The organism is Xanthobacter tagetidis, from assembly GCF_003667445.1.
GTDB classification, from domain to species: Bacteria; Pseudomonadota; Alphaproteobacteria; order Rhizobiales; family Xanthobacteraceae; genus Xanthobacter; species Xanthobacter tagetidis.
The window spans coordinates 104,372-117,521 of the sequence record NZ_RCTF01000013.1 but is presented as its reverse complement, the minus strand read 5'-3'; the positions used below and the strand labels follow the sequence as shown (position 1 = coordinate 117,521).

The following is a 13,150-nucleotide window of genomic DNA, read 5'->3' as shown; positions in this document are numbered from 1 at the left end:
CAGCCGCGCAGCATAGGCGGCTTTTTGACGAAAACGAGAAGCTCCTGCATTGCGAAGCGCGCGCCGCTCACGACGGGCGCCGGTGCAGCTTGCGCTCGCGCAGGATGAGATAGATGCCGGAGGAGATCACCACCGCCGCGCCGGCCAGCGTCCACAGGCTCGGCACCTGTCCGAACAGGAGCCAGCCGAGCGCCACCATGGCGATGATCTGGGTGTAGATGAAGGGCGCGAGCGTCGCCGCCGGCGCCCGCGCATGGGCGAGGATGAGCACGAAATGCCCGGCCCCGGCGATCACGCCGAGGAACAGCATGCCGCCATAGACCAGCGGCTCGTGCGGCGTCTCCCACACGAAGGGCAGCGGCAGGCTGGCGGCGATGGTGCCCACGAGCGCGGAATAGAACAGCGTGGTCGGGCTGGGATCGTGGGGCGCCAGCATGCGGGTGGCGATGGAATAGAGCGCATAGGTCGCCGCTGCCGCCAGCGACAGGAGCGCCGCCGGGTGGATGCCGCCGGCGCCGGGCTGCACCACCAGGAGGATGCCGGCGAACCCGACCAGGATGGCGATCCAGCGCCGTGCGCCGACCCATTCGCCGAGCAGCGGCCCGGCCATGAGCGCCACGAAGAACGGCGTCGAGAACATGATGGAGACCGTCTGGTCGAGCTGGAGATACTGGAGCGCGGCGAAGTTCATGGCCGTGGTGGCATAGAGCAGCGCCGAGCGCCCGAGCTGAAGCCAGGGGCGGGTGGTGCGCAGGAGCCCCGGCACGGTCCAGGGGTTGAACACCACCAGCGAGGCCGCGAACTGGATGGCGTAGCGCGCCCACACCACCATCAGCACGTTCATGTGGCCGGACAGCCATTTCGCCGTGGCGTCGGTGAGCGCGAAGCTCGTTACCGCGAGGCACATGAGACCGATGCCTGCGAGCGTCGAGAGCCCGGCAGGCGTGGGCGACCCTTGCGGCGCCATGGCAGACCTCGGGAGGCGGGACGCCTCAATAAGTGGCGCGGCCGCCCGAGAGGTCGAACACCGCGCCGGTGGTGAAGGAGCAATCCTGCGAGGCCGCGAACGCGATGGTCGCCGCCACCTCGTCCACCTGCACGAATCGCCCGCGGGGAATCTTGGAAAGCATATAGTCGATATGCTGCTGGCTCATCTGATCGAAGATGGCGGTGCGCGCCGCAGCCGGCGTCACGCAATTGACCGCGATGTCGTAGCCGGCCAGCTCCTTGCCCAGCGACTTGGTGAGGGCGATCACGCCCGCCTTCGAGGCCGAATAGGCCGAGGCGTTCGGGTTGCCCTCCTTGCCGGCGATGGAGGCGACATTGACGATGCGCCCGTAATTCTGCGCGATCATGTGCGGCGCCACCGCCCGGCAGCAGAAGAACGGCCCATCGAGGTTGATCGCCATCACCTGCCGCCACGCCGCCTCGGGATAGTCCCACACGGTGTGGTTCGGCCCGGCAATGCCGGCATTGTTCACCAGGATGTCGATGCGCCCCAGCGCCGCCAGCGCCTCCGCCACCGCGCGCTCCACGTCGGCGAGGCTGGTCACGTCCACGGTCACGGGCGTCACCGTGTCGCGGCCGATGGCGGCGGCGGTGCTGGCGGCGAGCGGGGCGTCGCGGTCGAAGATGACCACCTTCGCGCCGGAGGCGGCGAAGCGCTCCACCACCGCGCGGCCGATGCCCTGCGCGCCGCCGGTGACGATGGCGGTGCGGCCCTGAAGATCGATGGCGTTGGACATGGACTTCCCCTCCCCTTTGAGAATGCGCATCGGCGCGGCCTTTCCGGCACGCTTTAATCGATTGAATGAGCCATAGCGCGACCGCGCGCCAGAAAAAAGATGCAAGCGGCGCATGGGGGTAGGGCGCGCATATGCGTGCGGCGCGTGGCCGGCCGCCGGTTGGGCGGGCCGGCCGTCCGGGGCGCGATCAGGCGTCGTCGTCCTCGTCGCCGGGCTCCGCCTCGTCGTCCACGCCGCCGTCGGCGCCGAGGCGCAAAGCGAGGTTCTTCTCCACCTTGCGCAGGAGCTTGCGCAGGCGCTTCTTTTCCTTGTGGTCGAGGCCGGCCACCATCTCGCCTTCCAGCGCCTCCCACACGCCGTCGATGGCGCCGCCGCGGTCGCGGCCCGCATCGGTGAGGAACACGCGCACCAGGCGGCCGTCGCCGTCGGTGGCGCGGCGCTCCACAAGGCCCTGCGTGGTGAGGCGGGCGATGGTCTTGGACGCGGTGGGCGGGCGCACGCGCAGTGCCGCGGCGAGGTCGCCCATGGTGCGGCCGTCGTCCTCGCTGAGCAGCTTCAGCACCGCTTCCTGCCCGGGGAACAGGCCGAGATCGGCCAGCAGGCGCGCCGACAGGGCCTTTTGCAGCCGGGCGGTGTGGTTCAGCCGGTAGCCGATGGTCTTTGCGAACGGGTCTTTCATGCCTGCCCCCATGGCGGTTCGGCCGGGTCCCGAGACTCCGGCGGGCCCCCGCCCCCGCGCAAGCTCGCAAACGGCGCTTTCCGCCGCCCGCCGCCCGCGGGGCTACTTATCCACGCGCCGGCTTACAATTTTGCGAAGGTCGGTACCGCCCGGAGCCGACGTCCTCCGAGCCATCTATCGGTGGCCGCAGACTTATAGCATATCGTGACCCAACGGGCCGGGCCGCCCCGGCCGCCGGTCTTTGGAAGGAGGGCTGCGTGTTCGTCCGCTGGCAGGATCTGACCTCGCCGCGCCTCGGCCAGCTCGCCGGACGCGACCCCATCGCGGTGCTGCCGGTGGCGGCGGTGGAGCAGCATGGGCCGCATCTGCCGCTCGGCACCGATCTGCTCATCTGCGAGGGCTATCTGGCGCGCATCGCGCCGCGGGTCCCCGCCGCGCTCACGGTGCTCGCGCTGCCGGTCCAGGCGGTGGGCAAGTCCGACGAGCATCTGTCCTTTCCCGGCACGCTCTCGCTGACGCCGGAAGCGGCGCTCGCCGCCTGGCTGGAGATCGGCGACTGCGTGGCCGCCGCCGGCATCCGGCGGCTCGTCATCCTGAACACCCATGGCGGCAACGTGCCGGTGATGGATCTTCTCGCCCGCAAGCTGCGCGCCCGGCACGCCATGCTGGCGGTGATGGCCTCCATGCACCGCTTCGGCTATCCGCCCGGTTTGTTCGCCGACGACGAGCGCGCCCACGGCATCCATGGCGGCGAGATCGAGACCTCCCTGATGCTCGCCTTTCGCCCCGACCTCGTCGACATGGGGCAGGCGGATGACTTCTCGCCCTTCAGCCGCGAAATGGAGGCGCGCTTCACCCACCTGCGCGCGAACCATCCCATCGGCTTCGGCTGGATGAGCGAGGACCTGCACCCGAGCGGCGCCATGGGGGACGCCCGCGGCGCCACGGCGGCCAAGGGCGAGGCGGCGGCGGATTTCGGTGCCGCGGCATTCGCCGCGCTTCTGGAGGACGTGGCGGCCTTCGACCTCGGCCATTTCGCGCGGCCGCGGGGCTGACGCGCGCTCAGGCCGGCGACGCGCCGGCCACCATCTGCGGCAGGCGCGCGCGGTTCAGCGCCAGCCACTGCAAAGCGATGATGAGATAGCCGTTGGCGCATCGGTTGCCGTCGAGCGCGGCGAGGGCATCGTCGATGGTCGCCGTGAAGGGGTGCGTGACCTCCACTTCGGCTGCCGCGCCGGCGCGCGCGGGCAGGCGGGCGCTGTCCACCAGGCCGAGAAAGAACTGCGCCGCCTCGTCGGTGATCCCCGGCGTCGGCAGGAAGGACAGCATGGGAATCAGAGCGCGCGGCGCGATGCCGATCTCCTCCACGCATTCGCGCATAGCCGCCGTGGCCGCATCCTCGCCCGCCTCCACCCGGCCGGCGACGATCTCCACCAACTCGCCGCGTCCAGTTGCGAGGTGCGCCGGCAGGCGGAACTGGCGGATCAGGACCAGGAGATCGCGGTCGGGATCAAAGGCGAGAACGCCCACAACCGGCCCGCCGCGCAGCACGTCCCGCGTCTGGGAGAAGGCGCTGCCGTCATCGTGGCGCAAGACCACCTGATAGCGCTCATAGGGGCGGAAGGCATCGGCAAGCGAGGCGGGAGTGCTCACCTCGACATTGGCCACTCGGTCTGCCGGAATGCCGGCGCCTGGCATCCGGACGCTCATTGATTCACCACGCCGGTCTGCGCGCTCTCCAGCGAGAATGCGGCAGCGAACAGGGCCTGGGTGTAGGCCTCCTTGGGATTGCTGAACACGTCGTGCGCCGGTCCCTGTTCCACCACCTGTCCGCCGCGCATGACGAGGATGTTGCTCGCCAGCGCCGAGACCACCCGCAGGTCGTGCGAGATGAACATGTAGGTCAAATCGCGCTTCTTCTGGAGCGTGCGCAGGAGGTCGACGATCTGCGCCTGGACGATCATGTCGAGGGCGCTGGTGGGCTCGTCGAGGACCACGAAGGCAGGCTCCAGCGCCATGGCGCGGGCGATGGAGATGCGCTGGCGCTGGCCGCCGGAGAATTCGTGCGGGTAGCGGTGGCGGCTTTCCGGATCGAGGCCCACGTCGGCGAGCGCGGCGATGACGCGCGCCTCGCGCGCGTCCTCGGACAGTGACTTCTGGTGCACCAGCAGCCCCTCGCCGACGATGTCGGCCACCGACATGCGCGGCGAGAGCGCGCCATAGGGGTCCTGGAACACGATCTGCATCTCGGCGCGCAGCGGGCGCAGCGCCTTGAAGCCGAGGCCGTCGATGCGGCGGCCGAGGAAGGCCACCGGCCCCTTCGAGGAGATGAGGCGCAGCAAAGCGAGGCCGAGCGTGGTCTTGCCAGATCCCGATTCGCCCACCACCCCCAGCGTCTCGCCCTTGCGGATGGCGATCGACACGCCGTCCACCGCCTTCACATGCCCCACCGTGCGCCTGAGCACGCCGCGCTTGATGGGGAAATGGACCTTGAGGTCGGTGGCCTCCACCACGATCGGCGCATCGGGTGTGGCGGGGGCAGGGTCAGGCTTCGGCTCGGCCTTCAGCAGCGCCTTGGTATAGTCATGCTGCGGATGCTGGAACGTCTCCTCCGCGCCGCCCTGCTCGACGATCTCGCCCTTCTGCATCACGCACACCCGGTCGGCGATCTTGCGCACGATGCCGAGGTCGTGGGTGATGAACAGCATCGCCATGCCGAGCCGCGCCTGCAGGTCCTTCAGCAGCTTGAGAATCTGCGCCTGGACGGTGACGTCGAGGGCGGTGGTGGGCTCGTCGGCGATCAGGAGGTCCGGCTCGTTCGCGAGCGCCATGGCGATCATCACCCGCTGGCGCTGGCCGCCGGAGAGCTGGTGCGGATAGGCCGAGAGGCGGCTCTCGGGATCGGGAATGCCCACCTCGGCCAGAAGCTCCAGCGTGCGCGCGCGCGCCGCCTTGGCGCTCATGCCGCGATGGAGGATCAGCATCTCGCCCACCTGCTGCTCGATGGTGTGCAGCGGGTTGAGCGAGCTCATGGGCTCCTGGAACACCATGGTGATGTCGTTGCCCCTGACGCCCCGCAGCTCGCGCTCGGAGACCGTGAGGAGGTCGCGCCCCTTGAACAGGATCTCGCCCGTGGGGTGGCTCGCGGCCGGATAGGGCAGCAGCTTCAGGATCGACAGCGCGGTGACGGACTTGCCGGAGCCGCTCTCGCCCACCAGCGCCAGCGTCTCGCCCTTGGCGACGTCGAACGACACACCTCTAACCGCAAGCGCGCCCGCCGGCGCGTCGGCCCGGCGGAAGGCGACGGAGAGGTTGCGGACGGAGAGGAGGGGGTCAGCGGTCATGCGAGGCGACCTTCTGGAGGAGCGCGCGAACGTTTTCTTCGGTCGGCTCCAGCTTCTCGATGCCGCCTTGCGGCCTGATGCGTTGATCCGACGAAAGGAGCACGCTGCATTTCAAGCCAAGAGCCGTTGCAAGATGGATCGAGTCCGGAAGCTTCAGTGTTGTGTCTTGCGCGCGCAGAACAGCGGCATTGTAGAGGATGCCTCTAAAAACGGGAATGACTTCAATATTCCGTCCGGAGGTGGTCCAGTTGTCGTAAAGCTGAACCAAGTCCTGCCGCCCTATTTGATACGGCTTTACGATCAACTCACTGTAGGTGAGTTCACTCGTCACCAACGGCGGCTCGACCGAATCCCACCCTGCGAGCAACAGCGATACAAGGAGCTCGGAGATGGGTCCCCGTCTCTCGAGCGCCGTAATGAACACGTTGGTGTCGAGATAGATGCGGAACGCCATGCGCGGTCAGTCGTCGTCGCGCAATGCGCGAATCCGCTCGACGGGATCGTCCGGGATAGGATCACCTTTCCGGGCCCTCTCCAAAAGAGCGATCAGTGTCTCTCGCGAGGGCGGTGCCTCTTCCTCCACCGTGACAGTCACGGTCTTGCCAGGGGGCAGTCCCCGCCGCAGATCCTCCGGCAGCCTCTCGACCGGGTAATGCTCGCGCACGATCTTGTTCATGGCTTCCGCCTCCGCCCCCATCCTACCACACCCCGTCCTCACCCGAAGGTCTTGCGCGGGTCGAAGGCGTCGCGGACGGCTTCGCCGACGAAGATGAGCAGGCTCAGCATGATCGCCACGGTGAAGAAGCCGGCGAGGCCGAGCCAGGGGGCCTGGATGTTGTTCTTGCCCTGCGACAGCAACTCGCCCAGCGAGGGCGAGCCCGGCGGCAGGCCGAAGCCGAGGAAGTCGAGCGCCGTCAGCGTCATCACCGACGAGGATAGGATGAAGGGCAGCATGGTGAGCGTCGCCACCATGGCGTTGGGCAGGAGGTGCCGCGTCATGATGGTGAGGTTCGACACGCCGAGCGCGCGGGCCGCCTGCACGTACTCGAAATTGCGCACCCGCAGGAACTCGGCGCGCACCAGCCCCACCAGCGACACCCAGGAGAACAGGAGCAGGATGCCGAGCAGCACCCAGAAGCCCGGCACCAGCACCGAGGAGATGATGAGCAGCAGATAGAGCGAGGGGATGGCGGTCCAGATCTCGATCACGCGCTGGAAGATCAGGTCCACCCAGCCGCCGAAATAGCCCTGCACCGCCCCCGCCATGACGCCGATCACCGACGAGACGATGGTGAGCGCGAGCCCGAACAGCACCGAGATGCGGAAGCCATAGATCAGGCGGGCCACCACGTCGCGGCCCTGGTCGTCGGTGCCGAGCCAGTTCCATTCGAGCCCGGCGCAGCCGTTCACGCCCTTCTTCTCCGCCACCGCCTTGCACTGCGCCTCGGTGAGCATCCAGGTGGGCGGCGAGGGGGCCGGGGTGGGAAGGTCGAGATTGTGGGTGGAATAGGAATAGCGGATGAGCGGCCAGACCATCCAGCCGCCCTTCTCGGCGATCAGCTTCTTGAGGTAGGGATCGCGGTAGTCCGCCTCGGTCTCGAAGTCGCCGCCGAAGGCGGTCTCCGGATAGGACTTCACCACCGGGAAGTAATAGGCCCCGTCATAGGAGACGAGGATCGGCTTGTCGTTGGCGATGAACTCGGCGAACAGGCTGCCGACGAACAGCACCATGAAGAGGACGAACGACCAGTAGCCCCGCCCGGACTGGCGGAAGATGGTGAGCCGCCGCCGGTTGAGCGGGGACAGCGAGAAGCGCCCGCGCCGGCGCTCCGCGCCGGGCGGCTGGAGCGCCCCGTGGGGCTGGTCGCGGGCGGCGGGAACGTCCGTCGGTTCACCGGGCTGGAGGACGGGCACGGCATCCATGTCAGACCTCCCGCGTCTCGAAGTCGATGCGCGGGTCCACCAGCATGTAGGTGAGGTCGGAGATCAGCCCCACCACCAGGCCGGCGAGCGAGAACATGTAGAGGGTGGCGAACACCACGGGATAGTCGCGGTTGAGCACGCTCTCGAAGCCGAGTAGTCCGAGCCCGTCGAGCGAGAAGATGGTCTCGATCAGCAGCGCGCCGGCGAAGAAGGCGGACACGAAGGCCGCCGGGAAGCCGGCGATGACGATCAGCATCGCGTTGCGGAACACGTGGCCATAGAGCACGCGGCTCTCGGTCAGCCCCTTCATGCGCGCGGTCATCACGTACTGCTTGCGGATCTCCTCCATGAACGAGTTCTTGGTGAGCAGCGTCATGGTGGCGAATGCGCCGGTGGCCATGGCGATGAGCGGCAGCGCCAGGTGCCACAGATAGTCGGCGATGCGCTCGGGCCAGCTCATCTGCCAGAAATTCTCCGAGGTGAGGCCCCTGAGCGGGAACAGGTCGAAGAAGGAGCCGCCGGCGAACAGGACGATCAGCAGGATGGCGAACAGGAAGGACGGGATGGCGTAGCCCACGATCACGATGGCCGAGGTCCACACGTCGAAGCGCGAGCCGTCGCGCATGGCCTTGGCAATGCCGAGCGGGATCGAGATGGCATAGGTGATGAGCGTCATCCACAGTCCGAGGGAGATGGAGACGGGCAGCTTCTCGATGATGAGGTCGATCACCGAGATGTCGCGGAAATAGGAGCGCCCGAAGTCGAACGTGGCGTAGCTGGTGATCATCTTCAGGAAGCGCTCGTGCGCCGGCTTGTCGAAGCCGAACTGCGCCTCCAGCTCCTTGATGAAGGCCGGGTCGAGGCCCTGGGCGCCGCGATACTTGGAGGAGAGCGCGTCAGAGGCGCCCGCGCCCGGGGCGGCGGTGCGCCCGGCGAAGTCGCCGCCGCCGCCGGACACGCGCTGGGTGGCGGAGACGTCGTCCCCGGTGAGCTGGGCGATCACCCGCTCTACCGGGCCCCCCGGCGCGAACTGCACCACCACGAAGGAGACCAGCATGATGCCGAGGATGGTCGGCACCATGAGCGCGATGCGGCGGATGATGTAAGCGAGCATTCCCTCTCCCGATCCGATGCGCGACGGTGGCCGCGGCCGACGCCGGCGTCAACCGTTTCCGCGCCGCTCCCGCACGGCGCTCATCCGGCCTTCGCGTCCGGCGTGCGGCTCCACCAGGTGTCGATGACCCCGCGCTCGAAGGCTGGCTTCGCCGGCGGACGCTCGAACACGTCCCAGAAGGCGATGCGGTGGACCGCCGAATGCCATTGCGGGATCCAGTAGCGGCCCGAGCGCAGCACCCGGTCGAGGCAGCGGCAGGTGATGACGAGGTCGTCGGCATTCTCCGCCGCCAGCGCGCGCGAGATGAGCGCGTCCACCACCGGGTCGGCGATGCCGGCGAGGTTGTAGGAGCCGCGGGCGCGGGCCGCCTCGGTGGAGAAGTAGGCGCGCAGCTCGTCGCCGGGATAGGGCGCCATGGAATAGCGCTTCACCACCACGTCGAAGTCGAAGTTCTGGAGCCTGAGCTGGTATTGCGCCGCATCCACCACGCGGTAGGTGGCTTCGATGCCGGCCTTCTTGAGGTGGGCGATGAAGCGCGCATGGTGGCGCTCCATGGCGCCCTCGTTGTCGAGGAACTCGATGGCGAGCACCTCGCCCTTCTGGTCCACCAGGCGGCCCTGCTGGATGGTGTAGCCCGCCTCCTTCAGGAGCTGGGCGGCCTGGCGGCGCAGGTTGCGGTCCTCGCCCGAGCCGTCGGACACCGGCGGCACCCACGGCTCGCCGAACACCTCCTCCGGCACCTTGTCGCGGAACGGCTCCAGCACCTTCAGTTCGGCGGGCGAGGGCACCCCCTGCGCCATCATGGGCGAATTCTGGAAGTAGGAGACCGTGCGCTTGTAGGCGTCGTACATCACGTTCTTGCCAGTCCACTCGAAGTCGAACAGCAGGTTCACCGCCTCGCGCACCCGGCGGTCGTGGAACTTGGTGCGCCGCGTGTTGAGGAACCAGCCCTGCACGCCCGAGAACGTGTCGTCGGGCATGGTCTCCACCTTCACCTTGCCCTCGCGCACCGCGGGGAAGTCGTAGGCGGTGGCCCATTCGCGGGCAGTGAACTCCTCGCGGAACAGGTAGGCGCGGGCCTTGAAGCCTTCCATGCCGGCATTGCGGTCGCGGAAATATTCGTAGCGCACGGTGCCGAAATTGTAGCGTCCCCGCAGGGCGGGCAGGTCGCGGCCCCAATAGTCGGCGACGCGCTCGTATTCCAGGAACCGGCCCTGTTCGAAGCGCATCAGCCGATAGGGTCCGGAGCCCAGCGGCAGATCGAGCGAGGACTGGTTGAACGGATGGGTGGCGAGGAAGGCCTTGGAGAAGATCGGCAGGCCGGCCGCCGTGAGCGGCACGTCGCGCGCCCGCCCGGGCTTGAAGCGCATCACCACCGTATGCGGGCCGTCCGCTTCCACGGCGGTCACGTCGCGCAGCGCCATGCGGATGGTCTCGTAGGCGTCGGCCTTCATGGCGGCGAAGGTGGCCACCACGTCGTCCGCGGCGAGCGGCGAGCCGTCGTGGAAGCGGGCCTTCGGGTTCAGGCGGAAGCGGTAGGTGAGCCCGTCGTCCTCGATCGCCACGGAGCTGGCGAGGCGCGGATACATCGCGCTCTTCTCGTCGCCTGCGGCGGTGAGCAGGCTGTCATAGATCAGCTCGATGCCCTGGGCGCCGTTGCCGCGCTGGTTGTAGGGGTTCAGCGTGTCGAAGGTGTTCGGCGCCTGATTGTACATGAAGGTAGAGCCGATCTGGGAGAACGGCCCGCCCTTCGGCGCATCCGGGTTCACATAGGCGAAATGCTTGAAGTCGGCGGGATATTTCAGGTCGCCGAAGAACGAAAGGCCGTGCCGCTCCACCGCCTTCGCGCTGGCGCCGCCCTCCGCGGCCGCGCTTGCCGCACCCTCGCTCGCGGCCTGGGCCCGCGCCGCGCCGGGCAGCAGCAGCGGGGCGGCACCGAGGGCGGACAGGCGGAGCAGCGCGCGGCGGCTGAGGCTCATTGGGCGGCTCCCGGCGTGGCGGAGGGCGTGGCCGAGGGCTTGGCGGCCGCCTTGGCGCCGAGCGCCGGATCGAACCACCAGACCTCGGGGAAGGCGAAGGAATAGGTCGGCAGCGGGGTGGGGTGCCCGAAGCGGTTCCAGCGCGCGGTGCGGCTGTAGTTCAGCGTCCAGGCCGGGATGACGTACTCGTTCCACAGCAGCGCCCGGTCGAGGGCGCGGGTGGCGGCGAGGAGGTCCTCGCGGTCGGTGGCGTAGATCACCTTGTCGATCAGCGCGTCGACGGCGGGGTTCTTGATGCCGGCATAGTTCTGCGAGCCCTCGCGGTCGGCACTTTCCGAGCCGAAGAACGAGCGCTGCTCGTTGCCCGGCGAGAGCGACTGGCCCCAGCCGGCGACGATCATGTCGAAGTCGCGGGCGCGGATGCGGTTGATGTATTGCGAGGAATCCACGAGGCGGATGCTCACCTTGATGCCGAGCCGCTGCAGCGCCGGCTGGTAGAACACCGCGACGCGCTCCATGGCCGGGCTCTGGAGCAGGATTTCGAGCGTGAAGGGCTCGCCCGCCGCGTTGCGTAGCACCTTGTGGGTCACGGGCCGCGACGCGCCGACGAAGATCAGGACGCGCTCGAAGAAGCCCGGCGGGTTCTCGGGGTCCACCTCGTCGCGCACGCTCCAGCCGGCCTCCTTGAGCAGCCGCACCGCCTCGCGCAGGTTGTTGCGCCGCGCCTCGTCGCCGTCGTTGACGGGATTGGTGTAGGGCGTGGTGAAAACCTCCGGCGGCAGCTTGTCCTTCACGCTGTTGAGGATGTCCAGCTCGCGGCCCTGCGGCAGGCCGGAGGAGGCGAGCTCGGTGCCGGAGAAGAACGAGTTCACGCGGATATACTGGTCGAAGAACAAGGTCCGGTTCATGCCCTCGAAGTCGAGCGCGTAGTTTAGGGCGCGGCGCACCCGCGGGTCCTTGAACTTGTCGCGGCGCAGGTTCGGGATGAAGGCCTGCATCACGCCGCGGGCGCGCTCCTCGAACTTCTCCAGCACCACGCGGCCGTCGCGCACGGCGGGAAAGTCATAGGCGGTGGCCCAGTTCTTGGCCGAGCTTTCCTGGCGGAAGTCGTACTGGTCGGCCTTGAAGGCCTCCAACATCACGGTGTCGTCCCGGAAATATTCATAGCGGATTTCGTCGATGTTGTTCTTGCCCACGTTGACGTTCAGCTTCTGGGCCCAATAGTCCTTCACCCGCTCGTACGTGATGGTGCGGCCGGGGGCGAAGGACTTGATCTTGTAGGCGCCGGAGCCGAGCGGCGGTTCGAGCGTGCCCTGGGCGATGTCGCGCGGCTTGCCGTTGGCATCCGTGCCGGTCCACCAGTGCTTCGGCAGGACCATGAGCTGGCCGACGATCTGCGGCAGTTCGCGGTTGCCCGCCTGGTCGAAGGTGAAGGTCACCTCCCGGTCGCCGGTCTTCTCGGCCTTGCTGACGTGGCTGTAGTAGAAGCGCTGGCTGGGATTGTTCTTGGTCAGCGCCTCGAACGAGAACAGCACGTCGTCGGGCGTGATCGGCGTGCCGTCGTGCCAGCGCGCGCTTGGATTGATGCGGTAGGTGACAGAGGAGAAGTCGTCGGGAAAGGCGACGCCGTCGGCGATCAGCCCGTACTCGCTCGCCACCTCGTCGGAAGAGGAGGCCATGAGCGTGTCGTAGATGTAGCCCATGCCCGCCGCCGGCGTGCCGCGCGGGACGATGATGTTGAAACTGTCGAACGTGCCGTCCTCGGCGAGGCGCACCTGGCCGCCCTTGGGCGCCTGCGGATTGACGTAGTCGAAATGCGCGAAGCCGGCCGGATACTTCGGCGTGCCCATCAGCGAGACCGCATGGCGGAACGTCGGCGCGGGGGCGGCGGGGACGGGAGCGGCTGTGGGAGCGACCTCGGCACCGGGCGCCGCATTCGGGGCGCTCTCGGTCTTCGGTTCGGCGTCCGTCGTCTGGGGCGCTGCCTCCGTCTTCGGTGCCGTCCCGGTCTCCGCCTGCGGGGCCTGGGCCGCCGACGCCGGCTCCTGCTGCGCCCAAGCGTCTCCCGCAGGCCCCACCGCGCACGCCACGGCGAGGGCAGCGGCCGCCAGGAGGGATGTCAGTGCCGGTCGGGACAGGCGATCGGGCAGAACGGGCATCGGCAACTCCGCGGGAGTCCTCAGGGAAGGACCGGGATAGCCGATTATGACGTCTGCGGCGACGGCGGAAACATGACGTCTTGGCAAGGTTTGCCGGCCGCGGCACCGGGGAAGGGCGATGATCCGGCCGGCCGGATCATCGCCAGCCGGCGCAAAGCCAAGAAAAAGGCCGGTCCCCAGGGGGCCGGCCCGCACTCTGCCTGAAAG

The 13,150-nt window shown here is 68.3% G+C and carries 12 protein-coding genes; 1 reads left to right on the top strand and 11 read right to left on the bottom strand.

All coding sequences use genetic code 11. The features are described 5' to 3' along the window. Positions 1-67 precede the first annotated feature (67 nt). From D9R14_RS15830 to D9R14_RS15820, 3 genes are all read right to left on the bottom strand, one after another. Positions 68-967 (bottom strand): DMT family transporter, encoded by a 900-nt coding sequence (locus D9R14_RS15830; RefSeq protein ID WP_121624309.1) that lies wholly within the window; start codon positions 965-967, stop codon positions 68-70. A 25-nt stretch (positions 968-992) separates the two neighbouring features. Continuing rightward, complete coding sequence (locus D9R14_RS15825; RefSeq protein ID WP_121624335.1) at positions 993-1,745, bottom strand: SDR family NAD(P)-dependent oxidoreductase; 753 nt, start codon at positions 1,743-1,745, stop codon at positions 993-995. Positions 1,746-1,932: 187 nt separating this feature from the next. Then, on the bottom strand, positions 1,933-2,424 hold the full coding sequence (locus D9R14_RS15820; protein ID WP_121624308.1) for a MarR family winged helix-turn-helix transcriptional regulator: 492 nt from the start codon (positions 2,422-2,424) through the stop codon (positions 1,933-1,935). A gap of 257 nt (positions 2,425-2,681) precedes the next feature. Here D9R14_RS15820 and D9R14_RS15815 point away from each other — a divergent pair, with 257 nt between their 5' ends. After that, positions 2,682-3,479, top strand: a complete 798-nt coding sequence (locus D9R14_RS15815; protein WP_121624307.1) for a creatininase family protein — start codon at positions 2,682-2,684, stop codon at positions 3,477-3,479. Positions 3,480-3,486: 7 nt separating this feature from the next. On the opposite strand, the gene D9R14_RS15810 is transcribed toward D9R14_RS15815, so the two are convergent. From D9R14_RS15810 to D9R14_RS15775, 8 genes are all read right to left on the bottom strand, one after another. Continuing rightward, positions 3,487-4,077, bottom strand: a complete 591-nt coding sequence (locus D9R14_RS15810) for an NUDIX domain-containing protein (protein ID WP_342634791.1) — start codon at positions 4,075-4,077, stop codon at positions 3,487-3,489. Positions 4,078-4,130: 53 nt separating this feature from the next. Next, positions 4,131-5,768, bottom strand: a complete 1,638-nt coding sequence (locus tag D9R14_RS15805) for an ABC transporter ATP-binding protein (protein WP_121624305.1) — start codon at positions 5,766-5,768, stop codon at positions 4,131-4,133. Continuing rightward, positions 5,758-6,222, bottom strand: a complete 465-nt coding sequence (locus D9R14_RS15800) for a type II toxin-antitoxin system VapC family toxin (protein WP_121624304.1) — start codon at positions 6,220-6,222, stop codon at positions 5,758-5,760. Before D9R14_RS15800 ends, D9R14_RS15805 begins: the two co-directional genes overlap by 11 nt. A 6-nt stretch (positions 6,223-6,228) precedes the next feature. Continuing rightward, positions 6,229-6,444 (bottom strand): hypothetical protein, encoded by a 216-nt coding sequence (locus D9R14_RS15795; RefSeq protein WP_147453043.1) that lies wholly within the window; start codon positions 6,442-6,444, stop codon positions 6,229-6,231. A gap of 38 nt (positions 6,445-6,482) precedes the next feature. Further along, on the bottom strand, positions 6,483-7,691 hold the full coding sequence (locus tag D9R14_RS15790) for an ABC transporter permease (protein ID WP_121624302.1): 1,209 nt from the start codon (positions 7,689-7,691) through the stop codon (positions 6,483-6,485). A gap of 1 nt (position 7,692) precedes the next feature. Beyond that, entirely contained in the window at positions 7,693-8,805 is a 1,113-nt protein-coding gene (locus D9R14_RS15785) for a microcin C ABC transporter permease YejB (protein ID WP_121624301.1), read from the bottom strand. A gap of 80 nt (positions 8,806-8,885) precedes the next feature. Further along, entirely contained in the window at positions 8,886-10,784 is a 1,899-nt protein-coding gene (locus D9R14_RS15780) for an extracellular solute-binding protein (protein ID WP_121624300.1), read from the bottom strand. Next, a complete protein-coding gene (locus D9R14_RS15775) occupies positions 10,781-12,943 on the bottom strand; it encodes an extracellular solute-binding protein (protein ID WP_245420838.1) in 2,163 nt (720 codons plus the stop codon). Before D9R14_RS15775 ends, D9R14_RS15780 begins: the two co-directional genes overlap by 4 nt. Positions 12,944-13,150: the final 207 nt, after the last annotated feature.

What these genes read in the sequence shown, in the direction of transcription:
- D9R14_RS15830 (WP_121624309.1), bottom strand. Translation starts at nt 967, where the DNA reads ATGGCGCCGCAAGGGTCGCCCACGCCTGCCGGGCTCTCGACGCTCGCA.
- D9R14_RS15825 (WP_121624335.1), bottom strand. Translation starts at nt 1,745, where the DNA reads ATGTCCAACGCCATCGATCTTCAGGGCCGCACCGCCATCGTCACCGGC.
- D9R14_RS15820 (WP_121624308.1), bottom strand. Translation starts at nt 2,424, where the DNA reads ATGAAAGACCCGTTCGCAAAGACCATCGGCTACCGGCTGAACCACACC.
- D9R14_RS15805 (WP_121624305.1), bottom strand. Translation starts at nt 5,768, where the DNA reads ATGACCGCTGACCCCCTCCTCTCCGTCCGCAACCTCTCCGTCGCCTTC.
- D9R14_RS15800 (WP_121624304.1), bottom strand. Translation starts at nt 6,222, where the DNA reads ATGGCGTTCCGCATCTATCTCGACACCAACGTGTTCATTACGGCGCTC.
- D9R14_RS15795 (WP_147453043.1), bottom strand. Translation starts at nt 6,444, where the DNA reads ATGAACAAGATCGTGCGCGAGCATTACCCGGTCGAGAGGCTGCCGGAG.
- D9R14_RS15790 (WP_121624302.1), bottom strand. Translation starts at nt 7,691, where the DNA reads ATGGATGCCGTGCCCGTCCTCCAGCCCGGTGAACCGACGGACGTTCCC.
- D9R14_RS15785 (WP_121624301.1), bottom strand. Translation starts at nt 8,805, where the DNA reads ATGCTCGCTTACATCATCCGCCGCATCGCGCTCATGGTGCCGACCATC.
- D9R14_RS15780 (WP_121624300.1), bottom strand. Translation starts at nt 10,784, where the DNA reads ATGAGCCTCAGCCGCCGCGCGCTGCTCCGCCTGTCCGCCCTCGGTGCC.
- D9R14_RS15775 (WP_245420838.1), bottom strand. Translation starts at nt 12,943, where the DNA reads ATGCCCGTTCTGCCCGATCGCCTGTCCCGACCGGCACTGACATCCCTC.